Genomic DNA, 16,965 nt, shown 5'->3' with positions numbered 1-16,965 from the left:
TTCCTGCATTTAACCTGTATACGATGGAATCAGGTAGCCGTGCCGCGCAGACGCTGCTGAATAACCGATAAAGACCCCACTTCCAGCGCCTCTTTATAGTGTTTACGGCACACGGAGATATAGCGTTCATTCCCGCCAATCACCACCTGCTCGCCTTCATTATAGGGACGGCCTTCCTGATCGAGCCGCAGCACCATGCTTGCCTTACGCCCGCAGAAGCAAATCGTTTTCAGTTCTACCAGCTTATCGGACCATGCCAGCAAATACTGACTGCCGGTAAATAACTCACCGCGAAAATCCGTACGTAAGCCGTAACACAGCACCGGGATATCTAAATCATCTACCACCTCAGACAGTTCGTAGACCTGCTGGCGAGTCAGGAACTGGCTTTCGTCCACCAGAACGCAGTGTATGGGCTCCTGAGCGTGTTCTGCGGCAATATCATCACGTAACACGGTCTGTTGGTTGTAGAGCTTTGCAGGCGACGACAGGCCGATACGCGAGCTCACTTTACCGGCGCCAAAACGATCGTCAATTTCCGCGGTGTAAACCAGCGTACGCATACCCCGTTCCTGGTAATTGTATGAAGACTGCAGAAGCGCCGTCGACTTCCCTGCATTCATTGCCGAGTAGTAGAAATATAGTTGTGCCATTGGCAACATCACCCCAATCAACGTGTTTTTAATGGCACGAATTGTACCCTATTTCCTTGTTGATATCAGCGTTCATGCTTTAGTCAGCGATAACCCTGACTTTAGTAAATATAAACCTTATCTTATCTATAATAACAATCAGATACCCAGGGATTAACCCTGCCGCGCTGTCGCATAACAAATGCCCTGGTTGTCACATTTTACATCGCCAGGCCTTGCCGTACTTCACCTGGGACTGTTCCCCTCGCTAATGAATAGCAGACAATTTACGGGGCAGCGACTAATACAAAAGACTGATAATTTATTGCCACCAGGATATATACCGTACTGGAAGAGTTCAAAAAAGGCATACTTTGTCCAGGTGATCGCCTGCCTAGAACCTGCACAATAAGCGGAAATGACCCGAAGCAACCCCATAAATTTAACTTAACCTAATTACCCGACGCGATAAATAACATGTAATTTTGAATTCCTTACAATCATCCCTATTGCACATCTGAATTTATCGCTCTATTATTAGTTCAACAAACCCCCCCCACAATATAAGTTTGAGATTACTACAATGAGCGAAGCACTTAAAATTCTGAACAACATCCGTACTCTTCGTGCGCAGGCGAGAGAATGCACCCTTGAAACGCTTGAAGAAATGCTGGAAAAATTAGAAGTTGTTGTTAATGAACGTCGTGAAGAAGAAAGCGCTGCGGCTGCTGAAATCGAAGAACGTACCCGTAAACTGCAACAGTACCGTGAAATGCTGATCGCTGATGGTATTGATCCGAACGAACTGCTGAACAGCATGGCTGCCGCTAAAACCGGCACTAAAGCTAAGCGTGCAGCACGTCCGGCTAAATACAGCTACGTTGATGAAAACGGCGAAACTAAAACCTGGACTGGCCAGGGCCGTACCCCAGCGGTAATCAAAAAAGCGATGGATGAGCAGGGTAAATCTCTGGACGATTTCCTGATCTAATCCTCCGCGCTCATACAAAAATCCCGCCCCGGCGGGATTTTTTTTATCATTTAGGCACGCGATAAAGATCCCGACGGTCAATTTCCAGGCAGCATGAAGCGCAGCGATAAAAAAACCGGGAAGCCTCGCTTCCCGGTTCAGATTTAAACCTGCTAAATCGCCGCTGGATTACTTGCTCACGCCCATCGTCTCTTCCAGCCACGCTTTAAAATCAGCGCCCAGGGTATTGTGGCGAATACCGTATTCGACGAATGCCTGCATATAGCCAAGCTTATTACCGCAGTCGTGGCTCTTGCCCTTCATGTGGTACGCTTCAACCGTCTCTTTTTCGATCAGCATATCAATGGCGTCAGTCAGCTGAATTTCGTCACCGGCTCCCGGAGGGGTTTTCGCCAGCAGAGGCCAGATTTCAGCGCTGAGCACATAGCGCCCTACGACGGCCAGATTCGACGGCGCAACGTCGGCTTTCGGTTTTTCCACTACGCCAACCATCGGCACGCTGTCGCCCGGATGCAGCGCTTCGCCCTTGCAGTCCACCACGCCGTATGCGGTAACGTCTTCAACGGGTTCAACCATGATCTGGCTGGCGCCGGTCTCATCAAAGCGCCTGATCATTTCCGCCAGGTTATCGCGGGACAGGTCGGACTCATATTCGTCCAGAATAACGTCCGGCAGGATGACGGCAACCGCTTCATCGCCCACAACCGGATGCGCGCACAGCACCGCATGTCCCAGACCTTTCGCCAGTCCCTGACGCACCTGCATAATAGTGACGTGCGGCGGGCAAATAGACTGAACTTCTTCCAGCAGCTGGCGCTTTACGCGTTTTTCCAGCATCGCTTCGAGTTCAAAGCTGGTATCAAAGTGGTTTTCAATTGAATTTTTTGAAGAATGGGTAACAAGCACAATTTCAGTGATGCCTGCTGCGATACATTCATTAACAACATACTGAATTAATGGCTTATCCACCAGCGGCAGCATTTCCTTAGGAATAGCTTTGGTGGCGGGTAACATCCGGGTCCCTAATCCCGCAACCGGGATTACGGCCTTAGTGACTTTTGAATTTAATGCAGCCATTGAAATCTCCTGAACTGTTCAGAATTTGAACGTGCTCGTTAATTAATCACGCGCCAAGTATATCAGTCCCTCCCGGGAGGCTGGACCTGAAAAGAGCGCGAGAACATTGAATTAGGATTTATACGCATTACTTGCGCTGATAGTACCACCACTGTCGGAAAGCAAGCAGCGCTATATCGACAGGGGCGCTCTAATTGCTCATTCCGCAGACAACATTAATCGTAATCGTCCACCTGCCCCCCAAATCTGACACTGCCAGGAATCACAGCGCTGGCTGATTTGGTTTAAATAAGCATTTCCTAATGTCCCCAGCGGAACGCCATTGCTGATTTGAATTTGATGCTTTCCCGTGTTTAGCGTTCCATTGAGACCGGCGGACACGAGGATCAGGTTTTTTATTCCGCTATGGTAATAACCCACCAGCAGTGGAAATTGCCCCGGCAGGTTCGCCTGACGCAGTAATTGGTTAACCTGTTTTAACAAACTGCCAAGTTCCGGCAGACGCTGCCCCTGATGGGCAAGCTGTTCCTGCAATAAACCATTAAAGAGCGCGCGCAATAATAGCGCCGCCAGAACACCGTTGTCCCCGGCCCGGGTAACGTCCAGGCAATAAAAGGCCAGGTCGTGTTCCGAAAGCGGCGCAATATCGAGCACCAGTCCAGGTTTATCAGCCGTCACCAGTTGACGATAATTAATTCGGCAATGGGACATCACCTGCTGTACCGGAGGCTGCAGTTCCTGTAACAGTTTTGCTGCCGCGAAGGGATCGCTTACCAGCGCGTCCCAGTCCTCAAACAGGCGCTCTTCTTCTATAACCCGCGAGTTGAACATATTCGGATACAGGCAGGCGAAAACCGTTTCCCGCAGCTGGTCAAGGTCCTTTACCGGTTTTAGCAGCACATCCTGAACGCCAAGACGCAGCGCCCTGGCGATATCCGCCATATTCTCGGTCGCAGAGATGATAAGGATAGGGAGCTGTTTACCTTCGTTACGCAGAAACTCGACCAGCTTAAGTCCGTTCATCCTCGGCATCGCGAGATCGCAGATCATCAGGTCAGGGCTAAGTTTGGCCATCTTTTCCAGGGCATCCACGCCGTCTTGCGCAAGGACCGTCTCCGCGCCCAGCGATGAAAGCCACGAATCCAGCAGAGCGCGGAAAACGGGTTCGTCCTCAACAATCAGAATCTGTTTTCCCGCCAATGGCTGCGTCATGATATCCCCCCTGGCTGACGATAAATCAATAGTGGCATGCTATTCGCGGTATCGCCTGTCAGAATTTGCTGAAGTAATCGAAAAAAGTGCCCTACGACGCGGCACGAACCAAAGGTAAAAGCTCATCCATCTTTTTATCAACAGCTTGTTGCCCCGCCGCTATCGCGGCAGGTGCACGATGGAAATCGAGGGTGGAGATTTGCGGGCAAAACGGTTGCAGCAGAATATCCGGCGGGTCCCCGGCCATGCGGTTACGCTTCAATCTGTTTTCAAGCACCTGTATTGACGTCGTCATTATTTCCATCGCCGTCGGCGTCATCGCGGTTCGCCGCGAGGTCATCCGTCCGAGCCTTGCGCGAAAACGCTCGGGCCACGACAGCGCATCCTCATTCTCTGCAGACAACATATCAGGCTGAAGATTCACCGACAGCAGATCCTGCTGCATCAAATGCGCGTCATGCTGCAGGTCAACCGCGATAACAATGTCGGCGCCTAGCGCTCGGGTCAGCGAGACAGGAACGGGGTTAACGACGGCGCCGTCCACCATCCAGTATCCGTTATGCATAACGGGCGCCATCAGGCCAGGCATACTGCAGGAGGCCCGGACGGCCAGGTGGAGATCGCCCTCCGTAAACCACAGCTCCCGGCCGGTACTGATGTTGGTCGACACGGCCGCAAACCGTCGGCTGCAGGACTCAATCGTCTGTGCAGGCACCACCTGGCGGAACTGGCGAAAAACGCGTTCGCCACGAAGCAGACCTCCCCGTCGCCAGGAGAGATCCATCAGGCGTAAGACGTCCCAGGAGTTGAACGAGCATACCCACTTTTCCAGCACCGGCAACCTGTCCGAGGCGTACGCAGCGCCCACCAGCGCGCCAATTGAACAGCCCGCGACAATGTCGACGTCGATACCCATTTTGTGCAGTGCCTTGATAACACCGATATGTGACCATCCGCGCGCCGCCCCGGCTCCCAGGGCCAAACCAATCTTAAGATTTCTCATTACTACTGGTGGACATCCCCCGCTTCCGGACGTAGCAACATTGCCACAGCTCAGTTAACATAGTGCCGCCTGGCGCAGCGGCGCCTTTCTATTGATACAGGAGGCGATTTTGTCTTCACTTTGCCCCTGTGGCAGTGCTCTGGAGTATAGCGTATGTTGCCAGCGATATCTTACTGGTACGCAGCTAGCACCGGATCCGTCACACCTTATGCGTTCACGTTATACTGCTTTTGTGATGAAGGATGCAGATTACCTGGTGAAAACCTGGCACCCGTCCTGTCACGCACCGACCTTTCGTCAGGATATTGAGCTAGGATTTGCCAATACCGAGTGGCTTGGCCTGACGATATTTGCGGCGGATGCCGGCCGCACGCCCGACGAAGGCTTCGTCAGCTTTGTCGCCCGTTTCCGGGAGCATCACAAAAACGGCGCCATCATCGAACGTTCAAGATTCTTACAAGAAAATGGACAATGGTATTATATTGATGGTACACGACCGCTGATTGGCCGAAATGACCCCTGCCCCTGCGGCTCGGGCAAAAAATTTAAAAAGTGCTGCGCGCAGTAGCGCCACGCATTCGAATACAGCAAACACCGCCAACAGGATTTCCCCTGAGATGCATTCATTACAACGAAAAGTACTGCGGACTATCTGCCCCGATCAAAAAGGGCTTATCGCACGTATCACCAACATTTGCTACAAACACGAACTCAACATTGTGCAAAACAACGAGTTTGTTGACCATCGCACCGGCCGCTTCTTTATGCGCACCGAGCTCGAGGGTATTTTTAATGACGTCACGCTGCTGGCCGACCTCGACAGCGCGCTGCCGGAGGGGTCCGTACGTGAGCTGGTGCCTTCCGGCCGTCGTCGCATCGTCATTCTGGTGACGAAAGAGGCGCACTGTCTTGGCGATCTGCTGATGAAAGCGAACTACGGCGGTCTCGACGTTGATATCGCCGCCGTTATCGGTAACCACGAAACGCTGCGCCCGCTGGTTGAGCGTTTTGAGATCCCGTTCCAGCTCGTCAGCCACGAGGGACACACCCGCGAAGAGCATGACATGCTGATGGCCGACGCCATTGATGCCTGGGCGCCGGATTACGTGGTGTTGGCAAAGTATATGCGCGTCTTGACCCCAGAGTTTGTCGCCCGCTTCCCGAATAAAATCATCAATATTCACCATTCGTTCCTGCCGGCCTTTATCGGCGCTCGTCCGTACCACCAGGCCTACGAGCGCGGCGTCAAAATCGTCGGCGCTACCGCCCACTACGTCAACGACAATCTGGATGAAGGCCCGATCATCATGCAGGACGTCATTCACGTCGACCACACCTATACCGCAGAGGACATGATGCGCGCCGGTCGCGATGTGGAAAAAAATGTCCTCAGCCGCGCGCTTTATCAGGTACTGGCCCAACGGGTCTTCGTCTACGGTAACCGTACGATTATCCTGTAATTTTGCGTCGTTACTGCGTTGCTTTTAAACGTTACGCGTAAAAAGTACGCAAACGATGCAGTTTCCACAAAGGAAGTCTTTACAGCGGCGCATCATTTGATATGATGCGCCCCGCTTCCCGAGATGGAAGCAGGCCAGTAAAATGCATTACCCCGTGGTGGGGTTCCCGAGCGGCCAAAGGGAGCAGACTGTAAATCTGCCGTCATCGACTTCGAAGGTTCGAATCCTTCCCCCACCACCATTATTCACCACAGCGATGTGGTAACACCGATAAGAGAATGCGAAGTTTGCACTTATCGGGAAGGGTGAGAACCTTCGATTAAGGTTCGACTCTCGCGACAGCGAGAGAACGTTGCCAAAGGCAACGGCCCGAAGGGTGAGGAGCGAAGCGACGAATAATCCTTCCCCCACCACCATCTTCAAGCTGTACCTCAAAATGTGTATTACCCCTGGTGGGGTTCCCGAGCGGCCAAAGGGAGCAGACTGTAAATCTGCCGTCATCGACTTCGAAGGTTCGAATCCTTCCCCCACCACCATTACTTCCCTGTGATATCAAATACGCCAAACCACTCTGCTGCTTTAGATGATTCCGTACAGGAACCGCCCCCGGCAAATACGGCTACATCGGCGGCAGCCGACGCGTCACCGGCGAGCTTTTCACAATCGACGTATTGCACTGCGCATGCTCCGCCAGTCCGTCCAGCAGCGTATCCAGCTGCGCTATCGAACGCACCACCAGCCTGATGACAAAGCAATCTTCTCCGGTCACTTTATCGCTCTCAATACACTCCGGCATCGCCTGAATGTATTTATCCACCTTATGCAGCAGTCCCGGTAGCGGCCGCACGCGCACCAGGGCCTGCAGGGTATACCCTAACGCCGCCAGACTCACCCGCGCGCCATATCCCTGAATCACGCCCCGCTCCTCCAGCCTTTTCAGACGCTCCGCCGTGCTGGGAGATGTCAGCCCGATCCGGCCACTCAGCACCTTCAGCGACATGCGCGCATCTTCCACCAGGCAGGCCAGGATCCGCCGGTCGATATCATCAAGAAGGTTATCCATCAATTTCACCTAATTTTAAAAAGTCATTAACGTATTCTACCTTATATCCTCTCTGTAAAACCCGACAGCCTTTTTCGACAATAGCAGCATTAATCAGGAGGTGTGTGATGCGCGAAATGCAAAAAGGCGTCTGGCAAATGAGCCTGGCGATGGTGATTTCCGGCTCAATCGGAGCCTTTGTTTTGCTTTCCGGCCTGCCGGTGACGGAAGTGGTGTTCTGGCGCTGCCTGATAGGGGCTATCGCGCTGTTTGTCTTCATCCGGCTGAGCAAACAGCCGTTCAGCCCGCTGACGAAAGCCACGCTGGCGCTGGCCATTCTCGGCGGCGTCGCCCTGGTGGTGAACTGGCTACTCCTCTTCGCCGCCTACGAACGCCTCTCGATCGGGCTTTCCACCGTGGTCTACAACACCCAGCCGTTTATGCTGGTGATGATGGGGATGTTATTGGGCGAACGCGTCAGCCTGGTAAAATGGGGCTGGCTGCTCCTCGCCTTTGGCGGCGTCGTGATTTTGCTCTCCAGTGAGCTGACGAGCGCGCACGGCGGTGAATGGCTCACCGGCATCGGCCTGGCGCTCGGCGCCGCCTTTTTCTACGCCCTGACGGCGATCGTTACCCGCAAGCTAAAATCCATCGCGCCGCAGCATATTGCTTTTATTCAGGTGCTGACGGGCGTCGTGATGCTTCTGCCGCTGGCCCATATGCCTTCACTGACCAACGGCCTCCCGTGGATGATTTTATTAACGCTGGGCGTTGTGCATACCGGCATCATGTACCAGCTGCTGTATAGCGCTATTCAAAAGCTCCCTACGCCCATCACCGGCTCGCTGTCGTTTATCTATCCGGTGGTGGCGATCGTTGTCGATAACATGGTATTTGGGCATTCGCTGAACATCACGCAGCTGGCAGGCGGCGCGCTGATTTTGTTCGCCGCGGCGGGTAATAACCTCGGCTGGGGCGAAAAAAAACCCCGCGAACGCGGGGTTGGTATCAAAACAGTAAATTAGCGACGGGCGCGAACTATCTGGTATCTGCGGGTCAGGTATTCGACCGGTACGCTCCAGATATGCACCAGACGGGAGAACGGGAACAGCACGAACAGCGTCATTCCCAGCACCAGATGGATGCGGAAGATAAACGCCACACCGTCCAGATGTTCGGATGCGCCGCCGCGGAAGGTCACCACGGACTGCGCCCATTCCACCAGCTTCATCATCTCGCTGCCGTCCATATGCTGGGCGGAGAACGGAATGGTCAGCAGGCCCAGCGCGCACTGGATAAGCAGCACCGAAAGCACCAGAATATCCGCGCCGGTGGTGGTGGCGCGCACGCGCGGGCTGAACAGACGACGCTTCAGCAACAGCACGCCGCCCACCAGGCACAGCACACCGGAGGCGCCGCCCGCAAACATCGCCATCTTCTGCTTCACGGCAATCGGTAGCCACGCTTCATACATCCAGTGCGGCGTCAGCATACCGAGGAAGTGGCCGGCGAAAATCCCGAGGATCCCGATATGGAACAGGTTTGATGCAAGATTCATCCCTTTACGATCCAGCATCTGGCTGGACGCCGCGCGCCAGGTGTACTGGCCATAGTCATAGCGCAGCCAGCTGCCGACCAGGAATACCGTGCCCGCAATGTACGGGTAGATATCAAAGAAGAACATGTTCAGGAAGTGCATTATTGCTGTCCTCCGTTAGAGATATTCAAATATTGCGGAGCAACGGCACCGGCAAAACGACGCTGATGCGCGGTGATTTCAGATTCCCCGCAGCCCTGCTCGGCAAAGAACTTCACCTGCTCTTCTTCCCAGACGGCATCCAGCGCCTGCGGGGTATCGTCGCGGGCTTCATCGGCGATTTTTTCCGCCACTTTATTGCCGTCGATCTGCGTGCTGGCCAGCGCCAGCAGCGTATCGAACAGCGCCGCATAGCGGCTCTCACGCTGCTGCAGGCGCGCGCTAAGCAGCGCCAGAATCGGCGCAATGTCCTGCAGGCCGCCGAGCGCCTCTTCTTGCGGCAGGTGCGCCAGATATTCCAGATACAGCGGCAGGTGGTCCGGCAGCTCGCGGCTGTCGAGCTGCAGCCCGTGCCGCTCGTACTGCGCCATCAGGTCCACCATCGCCTGGCCGCGGTCGCGGGATTCCCCGTGCACATGTTCAAACAGCAGCAAAGAGGTCGCCCGACCGCGGTCAAACAGCTCGCTGTACGCGGCCTGGGCATCAAGCAGATCCTGGGCCAGCAGATCGCGCAGGAAAACGCCGAGCCGCTGGGCCTCCTCTTTACTCAGGTTTTCCGAACAGGCCAGCACCTCGAACAGCTCCTGCTGATGCTGCCACAGGGCAGCATCCGGGTACTCCAGCAGACGGGAGACAATCACCAGTTCTTTCATGGATGCGGCTCCGTTTTGCTGGTCACATCGACGGCATCGATGCGGCGGCTGTTGAACAGGTTAAACTGGGTATCCGAACCGTGGCAGCCATCGCCAAAGCTGAAGCCGCAGCCGTTTTTCTCCGGGAAGGCGTCGCGCGCCAGTTCACGGTGGCTGCTCGGCACCACGAAGCGATCCTCATAGTTGGCGATCGCCAGGTAACGGTACATCTCCTGGGCCTGCGCCTCGCTTAATCCCACCTCCTGCAGGGCGCGAGTATCGATGACGCCGTCAACGGTTTCCGCACGCTTGAAGTGGCGCATCGCCAGCATACGTTTCAGCGCCAGCAGCACCGGCTGGGTATCGCCTGCGGTCAACAGGTTTGCCAGGTACTGAACCGGAATACGCAGGCTTTCCACATCCGGCAGAATACCATTGCCGCCCAACTCGCCTGCATCAGCCGCAGACTGAATCGGCGACAGCGGCGGCACGTACCAGACCATCGGCAGCGTGCGGTATTCCGGATGCAGCGGCAGCGCCAGCTTCCAGTCCATCGCCATTTTGTACACCGGAGACTGCTGCGCCGCGTCAATCACGCTCTGCGGAATGCCGTCTTTCAGCGCCTGGGCGATCACTTTCGGATCGTGCGGATCGAGGAATACGTCCAGCTGACGCTGGTACAGATCTTTCTCATGCTCGGTGCTGGCGGCATTTTCAATCGCGTCCGCGTCGTACAGCAGTACGCCGAGGTAGCGAATACGGCCTACGCAGCTTTCAGAGCAGACGGTCGGCATCCCGGCTTCAATGCGCGGGTAGCAGAAGATGCACTTCTCGGACTTGCCGCTCTTCCAGTTGAAGTAGATTTTTTTGTACGGGCAGCCGGTAATGCACATCCGCCAGCCGCGGCATTTGTCCTGGTCGATCAGCACAATGCCGTCTTCTTCACGCTTGTAGATGGCGCCGCTCGGGCAGGTCGCCACGCACGCCGGGTTGAGGCAGTGCTCGCACAGGCGCGGCAGATACATCATGAAGGTGTTTTCAAACTGGCCGTACATCGCCTTCTGCATGTTCTCGAAGTTCTGGTCTTTCGACAGCTTCTCGAACTCACCGCCCAGATCGTCTTCCCAGTTTGGCCCGCCGGTTATCTTATCCAGCCGCTTCCCGGTAATCAGCGAGCGCGGGCGCGCAATCGGCTGCGCTTTGCTGTCAGCGGGCGCGTTGTGCAGGTTCTGGTAGTCGTAATCGAACGGCTCATAGTAATCGTCGATCCCCGGCAGATGCGGGTTGGCGAAGATTTTACCCAGCAGCAGCGCGCGGTTGCCCATGCGCGGCTGCAGCTTGCCGTTGATCTTGCGGATCCAGCCGCCCTTCCATTTTTCCTGATTTTCCCAGTCGGTCGGGAAACCGGTGCCCGGTTTGGTTTCCACGTTGTTGAACCAGGCGTATTCGGTGCCTTCACGGCTGGTCCAGACGTTTTTACAGGTGACTGAGCAGGTGTGGCAGCCGATGCATTTGTCGAGATTCAGCACCATGCCGACTTGTGAACGAATTTTCATTTTACGCTCTCCTGTACCTGGTCATTACCTTCGCCGTCTAACCAGTTAATGTTCTTCATCTTACGTACCACCACAAACTCATCGCGGTTAGATCCCACCGTACCGTAGTAGTTAAAGCCGTAGGCTAACTGCGCGTAGCCGCCGATCATGTGCGTCGGTTTCGGGCTGATACGGGTGACCGAGTTATGGATACCGCCGCGCTGGCCGGTAATCTCCGACCCCGGCAGGTTCACAATGCGCTCCTGCGCGTGGTACATCATGGTCATACCCGCCGGGACGCGCTGGCTGACGACCGCTCGCGCCGTCAGGGCGCCGTTGCTGTTGAAGACTTCGATCCAGTCGTTATCCTCAATGCCCAGCTCTTTTGCGTCAGTTTCGCTCATCCAGACAATCGGGCCGCCGCGCGACAGCGTCAGCATCAGCAGGTTGTCGCTGTAGGTAGAGTGGATCCCCCACTTCTGGTGCGGCGTCAGGAAGTTCAGCGCCTTCTCAGGGTTACCGTTAGATTTCTCGCCCATCACCGCTTTTACCGAACGCGTGTCGATTGGCGGACGGTAAACCAGCAGGCTTTCCCCGAAGTCACGCATCCACTGGTGATCCTGATACAGCTGCTGGCGGCCGGAGAGCGTGCGCCACGGAATCAGCTCGTGAACGTTGGTGTAACCGGCGTTATAGGAGACGTGCTCATCTTCGAGGCCAGACCAGGTCGGGCTGGAGATAATCTTGCGCGGCTGCGCCTGAATATCGCGAAAGCGAATCTTCTCATCTTCTTTATTGATCGCCAGATGCGTATGGTCGCGGCCGGTGAACTCGCTGAGCGCCGCCCAGGCTTTCACCGCCACCTGACCGTTGGTTTCCGGCGCCAGGGTCAGGATCATCTCCGCCGCGTCAATTGCGGTATTCAGCATCGGCTGGCCTTTCGCCGGGCCGTCTGCCTTGGTGTAGTTGAGCTTACGCAGCAGGTCCATTTCGCTCTGGGTGTTCCAGGCAATCCCCTTACCGCCGTTGCCGATTTTCTCCATCAGCGGACCGATGGAGGTAAAGCGCTCCCAGGTCGCCGGGTAGTCGCGCTCAACCGCGATAATGTGCGGCGCGGTTTTGCCCGGAATCAGGTCGCACTCGCCTTTTTTCCAGTCCTTCACATCCAGCGGTTGCGCCAGTTCGGCGGCGGAGTCGTGCTGAATCGGCAGCGTCACAACGTCGGTCTCTTTCCCGAGATGCCCAACGCACACTTCAGAGAATTTCTTCGCGATGCCTTTGTAGATCTCCCAGTCGCTTTTCGACTCCCACGCCGGGTCAACGGCGGCAGACAGCGGATGAATAAACGGATGCATATCCGAGGTATTCATATCGTCTTTTTCGTACCAGGTCGCCGTCGGCAGCACGATGTCGGAGTACAGGCAGGTGCTCGACAGGCGGAAGTCCAGCGTCACCACCAGATCCAGCTTGCCGTCCAGCCCGTTGTCTATCCATTCCACTTCTTCCGGCTTCACGCCGCCCTGCTTGCCGAGATCTTTCCCCTGGATACCGTGCTCAGTGCCGAGCAGATACTTCAGCATGTACTCGTGACCTTTACCGGACGAGCCCAGCAGGTTGGAGCGCCAGATGAACAGGTTGCGCGGATGGTTTTTACCGTTCTCAGGCTGTTCAGCCGCAAAGCGGATCGTGCCTTCCTTCAGGGATTTCACGGTGTAATCCACCGGCGACATTCCGGCTTTCTTCGCGTCTTCCGCGATGCGCAGCGGGTTAGTGCCCAGCTGCGGCGCCGACGGCAGCCAGCCCATGCGCTCCGCCCGCACGTTGAAATCGATAAGGCTGCCGCTGTAGCGGGATTTATCGGCCATCGGCGACAGCAGCTCCTGCGCCGTCAGCGACTCATAGCGCCACTGGCTGGAGTGGTTGTAGAAATAGGAAGTGCTGTTCATGTGACGCGCCGGACGCTGCCAGTCAAGGGCAAACGCCAGCGGCTGCCAGCCGGTCTGCGGACGCAGTTTTTCCTGGCCGACGTAATGCGCCCAGCCGCCGCCGCTCTGCCCCACGCAGCCGCAGAAAATCAGCATATTGATAAGACCGCGATAGTTCATATCGAGGTGATACCAGTGGTTCAGACCCGCGCCGACGATGATCATCGAGCGGCCATGGGTTTTGTCCGCGTTATCGGCAAACTCGCGGGCGATACGAATAATCTGCGCGCGCGGCACGCCGGTAATCTGCTCGGCCCAGGCCGGCGTATAGGCCTTAACGTCGTCGTAGCTGCTGGCGCAATGCTCATCGCCAAGACCGCGATCCAGCCCATAGTTGGCCATCGTGAGGTCATAGACGGTGGTAACCAGCGCGGTTGAACCGTCGGCAAGCTGCAGGCGCTTAACCGGCAGCTTATGCATCAGCACGTTCTGCAGCTCGACTTTATTGAAGTGTTCAGTGCCGTCGCCGCCAAAGTACGGGAAGCCGACGTCGGCAATCTCATCATGACCGCCGAGCATGCTCAGGCGCAGCTGAACGTCTTCGCCGCTCTTGCCGTCGCGCTGTTCGAGGTTCCACTTGCCCTTATCGCCCCAGCGGAAGCCGATGGAACCGTTTGGCGCCAGAATCTCGCCTTTTTCATCAAAGGCGACGGTTTTCCACTCCGGGTTATTTTCCTGACCCAGCGCGTCGACCAGATCGGAGGCGCGCAGCATACGGCCTGCGGCATAGTAGCCATCGCGCGCTTCCAGCATCACCAGCATCGGCATGTCGGTGTAGCGACGAACGTAATCGGTAAAGTACTGGCTGGGTTTGTCGAGATGGAATTCGCGCAGCATCACGTGGCCCATCGCCATCGCCATCGCCGCGTCGGTGCCCTGCTTCGGCGCCAGCCACAGGTCGCACAGCTTGGCGATTTCGGCATAGTCCGGGGTGATTGCCACGGTTTTAGTGCCCTTGTAGCGTACTTCGGTAAAGAAGTGCGCGTCCGGGGTACGGGTTTGCGGAACGTTAGAGCCCCACGCCAGGATATAGCTTGAGTTGTACCAGTCGGCGGATTCTGGTACGTCGGTCTGCTCGCCCCAGGTCTGCGGAGATGCCGGCGGCAGATCGCAGTACCAGTCGTAGAAGCTCAGGCAGGTGCCGCCGATAAGCGACAGGTAGCGCGCGCCGGAGGCGTACGAGACCATCGACATCGCCGGGATCGGCGAGAAACCGGCGACGCGGTCCGGGCCATAGGTTTTGACGGTATAGACGTTAGAAGCGGCAATCAGCTCATTCACTTCCTGCCAGGAGGAGCGGACAAAACCGCCGCGGCCGCGGGCCTGTTTGAAGCTCTTTGCCTTGTCGGCGTCTTCAATGATGGAGGCCCAGGCGTGGACCGGGTCGCTGTGCTGCGCTTTCGCTTCACGCCACATTTTCATCAGACGCTTGCGCATCAGCGGATATTTCAGACGGTTAGCGCTGTAGAGATACCAGGAGTAGCTGGCGCCGCGCGGGCAGCCGCGAGGTTCATGGTTCGGCATATCCGGGCGGGTACGCGGATAGTCGGTCTGCTGCATTTCCCAGGTCACCAGACCGTTTTTAACGAAAATTTTCCAGCTGCAGGAGCCGGTGCAGTTGACGCCGTGGGTGGAGCGGACGACTTTGTCGTGCTGCCAGCGCTGGCGGTATCCATCCTCCCAGTCCCGGTTGGTTTCTAAAAGCTGGCCGTGCCCATCGGCAAAGGTTTCGCCCTTCTGCTTGAAGTAGCGAAACCGGTCCAGGAATTTGCTCATCGGGTTTCTCCTGTATGGAGCCTTTGGCTCTCTGATAAATCGACATTGCTGGATTTAGGGCGAAAGTAACGTTCTGAAAGATGGGGAGAATTGATGGCGATCAAGACGGACTTTGTTAACAAATGGGGGTAAAATCGGTGATACCACCAAAGTATTAGCCATTTCTATTTTTTATCCTATTGATTTAATGCGATTTATTGAGGTTTTCTGCCCAGGGTAGCGTTTGTTAACATCTGCCCGGGTATTAAGGGGTAGATCCCTGCCCGACCGATGTTTGCAAGGGCTGTACGGCTGCGGTAAAACACTGGCGAATAGTATGTTGTAACTATGGCAGGATAAAAAAATGGCGCGATCGCTCGCGCCATGATAATCAAAAAGTTACTGCTTATTTTTTTGTTTTACGTCCATAAACCACCCAGGTGATAAACACGCAGGCGATATAGAACACGAGGAATACCTTCATTGCGCCTGCCGGAGAGCCGGTCAGATCCAGCGAGATACCAAATGCTTTGGGAATAAAGAACCCGCCGATGGCGCCAATCGCAGAGATAAAGCCCAGCGCCGCCGCGGTGTCGGTGGCGGCTTCACGCATCGCGCGCTCTTCGCTGCCGCCCTGCGACTTCACGCGATCCATCGTCAGCTTACGGAAAATCAGCGAGATCATCTGGAAGGTGGACGCGCTGCCGAGGCCCGCGCTCAGGAACAGCACCATAAACACGCCGAAGAACGCCGTAAAGTTGCCGCCTGCGCCGCCTGACGGCAGGGTCAGGAACAGCAGCGCGCAGAAAATGGCCATAACCACGAAGTTCACCAGCGTCACGCGGGTGCCGCCAAGACGGTCAGAGATAGCGCCGCCCAGCGAGCGCGCCAGCGCGCCGATAAACGGACCAAAGAAGGCGTAATGCAGGATCTGCACGTCCGGAAACTGGGTTTTCGACAGCATCGCAAAGCCCGCGGAGAAGCCGATGAACGAGCCGAAGGTCGCCAGGTACAGCACCGCCATGATCCACAGATGCCCACGTTTCAGCACCGGCAGCTGCTCGCGCAGCGACGCTTTCGACGTCGACAGGTCGTTCATACCGAACCAGGCGGCCAGGGTGAAGACAACCAGAAACGGCACCCAAATCCAGGCGGCGTTCTCAAGAAACAGCTTAGAGCCGTCCGCCTGTTCAACGCCGGTGCCGCCGAACACGGCAAAGATGGACATGGAAATCGCCAGCGGTGCCACCAGCTGCATCACGCTCACGCCCATGTTGCCGAGGCCGCCGTTGATACCCAGCGCGCCGCCCTGCTTCTGTTTCGGGAAGAAGAAGCTGATGTTCGCCATGCTGGAAGCGAAGTTGGCCCCGGCGAAGCCGCACAGCAGGGCAATAATGATAAAGGTGCTAAACGGCGTGGCGGTATCCTGCACCGCAAAACCCAGCCATACGCAGGGGATAATCATGATCCCGGTGCTGAAGGCCGTCCAGCGGCGTCCGCCGAAGACCGGCACCATAAAGGAGTACGGTACGCGCAGCAGCGCCCCGGATACGGAAGGCAGCGCAGTCAGCATAAACAGCTGATCGGTCGTAAAATGAAAACCCACTTTATTGAGGTTCACCGCCACGGCGCTGAACAGCATCCATACGCAGAAAGCCAGCAACAAGCAAGGAACGGAGATCCACAGATTTCGGCTGGCGATAGCGTGACCCTGCTGCTGCCAGAACGCCGGGTCCTCCGGACGCCAGTCGGTGATGACGGAGCCGTTTTCCTTCTCCGGGACGGTAGATTGACTCATACAAACCTCTGATTAAAGATATCAACAGTGCCACCTTATGATTTGCAGGACGAGGTAAGTTGATATAAATCAAAGGAAAAGTGGACA

General features: G+C 56.0%; 14 protein-coding genes, 2 tRNA genes and 1 other RNA gene. 7 read left to right on the top strand and 10 right to left on the bottom strand.

Features of this window, described 5'->3' with window-relative positions; translation table 11 throughout:
• Positions 1 to 29: 29 nt before the first annotated feature.
• On the bottom strand, positions 30 to 653 hold the full coding sequence (gene tdk / locus ENTCL_RS10340) for a thymidine kinase (RefSeq protein ID WP_013366064.1): 624 nt from the start codon (positions 651 to 653) through the stop codon (positions 30 to 32).
• A gap of 562 nt (positions 654 to 1,215) precedes the next feature.
• On the opposite strand from tdk, the gene hns reads away from it, so the two are divergent.
• The gene (hns, locus tag ENTCL_RS10335; RefSeq protein WP_013366063.1) at positions 1,216 to 1,623 is read left to right on the top strand and encodes a histone-like nucleoid-structuring protein H-NS; all 408 of its coding nucleotides are present in this window, start codon (positions 1,216 to 1,218) and stop codon (positions 1,621 to 1,623) included.
• A 168-nt stretch (positions 1,624 to 1,791) separates the two neighbouring features.
• Here hns and galU read toward each other — a convergent pair whose 3' ends face one another.
• From galU to rssA, 3 genes are all read right to left on the bottom strand, one after another.
• On the bottom strand, positions 1,792 to 2,700 hold the full coding sequence (galU, locus tag ENTCL_RS10330) for a UTP--glucose-1-phosphate uridylyltransferase GalU (RefSeq protein WP_013366062.1): 909 nt from the start codon (positions 2,698 to 2,700) through the stop codon (positions 1,792 to 1,794).
• 198 nt (positions 2,701 to 2,898) lie between these two features.
• Positions 2,899 to 3,912, bottom strand: a complete 1,014-nt coding sequence (gene rssB, locus ENTCL_RS10325; RefSeq protein ID WP_013366061.1) for a two-component system response regulator RssB — start codon at positions 3,910 to 3,912, stop codon at positions 2,899 to 2,901.
• 91 nt (positions 3,913 to 4,003) lie between these two features.
• Entirely contained in the window at positions 4,004 to 4,915 is a 912-nt protein-coding gene (gene rssA, locus ENTCL_RS10320; protein WP_013366060.1) for a patatin-like phospholipase RssA, read from the bottom strand.
• Positions 4,916 to 5,024: 109 nt separating this feature from the next.
• Between rssA and ENTCL_RS10315 the strand changes: the two genes are divergently transcribed.
• The 5 genes from ENTCL_RS10315 to ENTCL_RS10300 all read left to right on the top strand — a co-directional run bounded on the left by ENTCL_RS10315 (position 5,025) and on the right by ENTCL_RS10300 (position 6,911).
• On the top strand, positions 5,025 to 5,483 hold the full coding sequence (locus tag ENTCL_RS10315; RefSeq protein WP_044611942.1) for a YchJ family protein: 459 nt from the start codon (positions 5,025 to 5,027) through the stop codon (positions 5,481 to 5,483).
• A gap of 49 nt (positions 5,484 to 5,532) precedes the next feature.
• Entirely contained in the window at positions 5,533 to 6,375 is an 843-nt protein-coding gene (gene purU / locus ENTCL_RS10310; RefSeq protein ID WP_013366058.1) for a formyltetrahydrofolate deformylase, read from the top strand.
• Between the two features lie 156 nt (positions 6,376 to 6,531).
• Positions 6,532 to 6,616 (top strand) — tRNA-Tyr (locus tag ENTCL_RS10305).
• Positions 6,617 to 6,659: 43 nt separating this feature from the next.
• Positions 6,660 to 6,791, top strand: a non-coding RNA gene (locus ENTCL_RS22930) — RtT sRNA.
• 35 nt (positions 6,792 to 6,826) lie between these two features.
• A tRNA-Tyr gene (locus ENTCL_RS10300) sits at positions 6,827 to 6,911 on the top strand.
• Positions 6,912 to 6,994: 83 nt separating this feature from the next.
• On the opposite strand, the gene ENTCL_RS10295 is transcribed toward ENTCL_RS10300, so the two are convergent.
• Entirely contained in the window at positions 6,995 to 7,438 is a 444-nt protein-coding gene (locus ENTCL_RS10295; RefSeq protein WP_013366057.1) for an Lrp/AsnC family transcriptional regulator, read from the bottom strand.
• 107 nt (positions 7,439 to 7,545) lie between these two features.
• Here ENTCL_RS10295 and ENTCL_RS10290 point away from each other — a divergent pair, with 107 nt between their 5' ends.
• Positions 7,546 to 8,442 carry a DMT family transporter gene (locus tag ENTCL_RS10290; RefSeq protein ID WP_013366056.1) on the top strand — a complete coding sequence of 299 codons (897 nt, stop codon included), beginning with the start codon at positions 7,546 to 7,548 and terminating at the stop codon, positions 8,440 to 8,442.
• Here ENTCL_RS10290 and narI read toward each other — a convergent pair.
• The 5 genes from narI to ENTCL_RS10265 all read right to left on the bottom strand — a co-directional run bounded on the left by narI (position 8,439) and on the right by ENTCL_RS10265 (position 16,878).
• Positions 8,439 to 9,116, bottom strand: coding sequence for a respiratory nitrate reductase subunit gamma (gene narI, locus ENTCL_RS10285; protein ID WP_013366055.1), 678 nt, complete (start codon positions 9,114 to 9,116; stop codon positions 8,439 to 8,441). The genes ENTCL_RS10290 and narI overlap by 4 nt on opposite strands.
• The gene (narJ, locus tag ENTCL_RS10280) at positions 9,116 to 9,826 is read right to left on the bottom strand and encodes a nitrate reductase molybdenum cofactor assembly chaperone (protein WP_013366054.1); all 711 of its coding nucleotides are present in this window, start codon (positions 9,824 to 9,826) and stop codon (positions 9,116 to 9,118) included. Before narJ ends, narI begins: the two co-directional genes overlap by 1 nt.
• Positions 9,823 to 11,361, bottom strand: coding sequence for a nitrate reductase subunit beta (gene narH, locus ENTCL_RS10275; protein WP_013366053.1), 1,539 nt, complete (start codon positions 11,359 to 11,361; stop codon positions 9,823 to 9,825). Before narH ends, narJ begins: the two co-directional genes overlap by 4 nt.
• A complete protein-coding gene (locus ENTCL_RS10270; protein WP_013366052.1) occupies positions 11,358 to 15,101 on the bottom strand; it encodes a nitrate reductase subunit alpha in 3,744 nt (1,247 codons plus the stop codon). The genes narH and ENTCL_RS10270 overlap by 4 nt, the downstream gene beginning before the upstream one ends.
• Positions 15,102 to 15,486: 385 nt before the next feature.
• Entirely contained in the window at positions 15,487 to 16,878 is a 1,392-nt protein-coding gene (locus tag ENTCL_RS10265) for a NarK family nitrate/nitrite MFS transporter (protein ID WP_013366051.1), read from the bottom strand.
• Between the last annotated feature and the right edge of the window lie 87 nt (positions 16,879 to 16,965).

This window comes from [Enterobacter] lignolyticus SCF1 (assembly GCF_000164865.1).
Lineage (GTDB): Bacteria > Pseudomonadota > Gammaproteobacteria > Enterobacterales > Enterobacteriaceae > Enterobacter_B > Enterobacter_B lignolyticus.
Note: the sequence above shows the minus strand (reverse complement) of the source record. Positions and strands in the feature narration are given on the sequence as shown.

Excerpts from the sequence above, each read along its gene's own strand:
- narJ (WP_013366054.1), bottom strand. The coding sequence starts at position 9,826 with ATGAAAGAACTGGTGATTGTCTCCCGTCTGCTGGAGTACCCGGATGCT.
- ENTCL_RS10290 (WP_013366056.1), top strand. The coding sequence starts at position 7,546 with ATGCGCGAAATGCAAAAAGGCGTCTGGCAAATGAGCCTGGCGATGGTG.
- purU (WP_013366058.1), top strand. The coding sequence starts at position 5,533 with ATGCATTCATTACAACGAAAAGTACTGCGGACTATCTGCCCCGATCAA.
- ENTCL_RS10265 (WP_013366051.1), bottom strand. The coding sequence starts at position 16,878 with ATGAGTCAATCTACCGTCCCGGAGAAGGAAAACGGCTCCGTCATCACC.
- rssA (WP_013366060.1), bottom strand. The coding sequence starts at position 4,915 with ATGAGAAATCTTAAGATTGGTTTGGCCCTGGGAGCCGGGGCGGCGCGC.
- galU (WP_013366062.1), bottom strand. The coding sequence starts at position 2,700 with ATGGCTGCATTAAATTCAAAAGTCACTAAGGCCGTAATCCCGGTTGCG.
- tdk (WP_013366064.1), bottom strand. The coding sequence starts at position 653 with ATGGCACAACTATATTTCTACTACTCGGCAATGAATGCAGGGAAGTCG.
- ENTCL_RS10295 (WP_013366057.1), bottom strand. The coding sequence starts at position 7,438 with ATGGATAACCTTCTTGATGATATCGACCGGCGGATCCTGGCCTGCCTG.
- rssB (WP_013366061.1), bottom strand. The coding sequence starts at position 3,912 with ATGACGCAGCCATTGGCGGGAAAACAGATTCTGATTGTTGAGGACGAA.
- narH (WP_013366053.1), bottom strand. The coding sequence starts at position 11,361 with ATGAAAATTCGTTCACAAGTCGGCATGGTGCTGAATCTCGACAAATGC.
- hns (WP_013366063.1), top strand. The coding sequence starts at position 1,216 with ATGAGCGAAGCACTTAAAATTCTGAACAACATCCGTACTCTTCGTGCG.
- ENTCL_RS10270 (WP_013366052.1), bottom strand. The coding sequence starts at position 15,101 with ATGAGCAAATTCCTGGACCGGTTTCGCTACTTCAAGCAGAAGGGCGAA.
- narI (WP_013366055.1), bottom strand. The coding sequence starts at position 9,116 with ATGCACTTCCTGAACATGTTCTTCTTTGATATCTACCCGTACATTGCG.